This is a genomic window from Bradyrhizobium sp. PRIMUS42 (assembly GCF_023006515.1).
Classification (GTDB): Bacteria; Pseudomonadota; Alphaproteobacteria; order Rhizobiales; family Xanthobacteraceae; genus Bradyrhizobium.
Map to the genome: position 1 here is coordinate 1 of NZ_JALBGZ010001025.1, position 1,659 is coordinate 1,659.

Here is a 1,659-nt window from a genome sequence, read left to right on the forward strand (position 1 = left end):
GTGAGCTCGGTCTCCTGCGCCGCGCCGCCGCGCACCATGTTGGAGCGGAGGTCATCGGCGGCCGGCACGCGGTTCACCGCGCCCGCGAACTCGCCGTTGACCAGGATGATGCGCTTGTCGCCGTGCTTCACCTCGGGGATGAACTGCTGGATCACCCACGGCTCCCTGAACGTCACCGAGAACATGTCGAACAGCGAGCCGAAATTCATGTCCTGCGGCATCACGCGGAACACCGCCGCGCCGCCATGGCCGTGCAGCGGCTTCATCACGACGGCACCATGCTTGTCGCGAAACGCGTTGATCTCATCTAAGTCGCGCGAGATCAGCGTCGGCGGCATCAGCTGCGGGAAGTTCATCACGAACAGCTTTTCCGGCGCGTTGCGCACCGAGGCGGGATCGTTGACGACAAGCGTCTTCGGATGGATGCGCTCGAGCATGTGCGTCGAGGTGATGTAGGCGAGATCGAAGGGCGGATCCTGGCGCAGCAGCACCACGTCGAAGCCGTTCAGCGCCTCGCGCTTCGGCTCGCCGAGGGTGAAATGATTGCCGGGCTCGTCGCGCACGGTCAGGAGCTGGACGGGAGCCACGATCTCCTCACCGACCATCGAGAGCTTGTCGGGCGTGTAATAGGACAGGCCATGGCCGCGCTTCTGCGCCTCCAGGAGCAGCGCAAAGGTGGAATCGCCCTTGATGTTGATGCGGGCGATGGGGTCCATCTGGACGGCGACGTTCAGTTTCATGGTCTGCCTTTCAGGTCGAGGCGTCGAATGCCGCCAACACATGGCGCGGAAGTGAGCGCGGCGCAATCAGCATGGCGTCGAATCGCAATTCGAATTCGGCATGCTCGGGATGCGCTACGAGCCAGCCTTGCGCGGCGTCGATGATGCGCTGCTGCTGGCGCGGCGTCACGGCGAAGGCGGCATCGTCCAGCGTCGCCCGCGCCTTGACCTCGACGAACGCGATCAGATTGCGGCGGCGCGCCACGATGTCGATCTCGCCATGCGCCGTGCGGTAGCGCTTTGCGAGGATGCGATAGCCCTTCGCCATGAGATAGGCGGCGGCACGGCTCTCGGCCGAGATGCCGGTGTGGAATGCGGCAACGCGCTCGGGCGAGGCGATCTTTGGTTCCCTCGGGATCTCAGGCTTCGCCATCGCCGCCCCGCGAATCTTTTGCGAGCTCGAGTGCGCGGGCATAGATCTCGCGGCGCGGCCGTCCCGAGAGCGCGACCGCATGCGCAACGGCATCCTTTACGCTGTGCCTGGCAAGCTGCTCGCGCAAGAGACCGTCCAGCGCAGCCGGCGTCAGCACCTCGGAGTCGGCCGCCGGCGGAGCGATCACCAGCACGAATTCGCCGCGCGTTTCCAGCGCATCAGCATCGCGCGCGAGCTCGGCCAGCTTCGCGCGCGAAATCTCCTCATGCAGCTTCGTCAGTTCGCGGCAGATCGCGGCCTCGCGCGTGCCCATGATCTCGGCGAGTTCAGTGAGCGTATCCTGCACCCGGTTGCCGGATTCAAACATCACCAGCGTCGCATCGATGCGGGCGAGCTCGGCAAGGCGCGCGCGGCGCGCGGCGGATTTCGCCGGCAAAAAACCCTCGAAGAAGAAGCGGTCGGTCGGCAGCGCCGCCACCGACAAAGCGGCGAGCACCGAGGACGGGC

General features: G+C 65.8%; 3 protein-coding genes. All 3 read right to left on the minus strand.

Annotated elements, in window-relative coordinates; translation table 11 throughout:
• The coding region (gshB, locus tag MOV75_RS37070) for a glutathione synthase (RefSeq protein WP_247007865.1) at window positions 1-740 on the minus strand (740 nt) is incomplete at its 3' end.
• Between the two features lie 10 nt (window positions 741-750).
• Window positions 751-1,152 (minus strand): YraN family protein, encoded by a 402-nt coding sequence (locus tag MOV75_RS37075; protein WP_246926941.1) that lies wholly within the window; start codon window positions 1,150-1,152, stop codon window positions 751-753.
• Window positions 1,139-1,659: 16S rRNA (cytidine(1402)-2'-O)-methyltransferase (locus tag MOV75_RS37080; RefSeq protein ID WP_247007866.1), on the minus strand; the 521-nt coding region annotated here is incomplete at its 5' end. The genes MOV75_RS37080 and MOV75_RS37075, both read right to left, overlap by 14 nt.

What these genes read in the sequence shown, in the direction of transcription:
- MOV75_RS37075 (WP_246926941.1), bottom strand. Translation starts at nt 1,152, where the DNA reads ATGGCGAAGCCTGAGATCCCGAGGGAACCAAAGATCGCCTCGCCCGAG.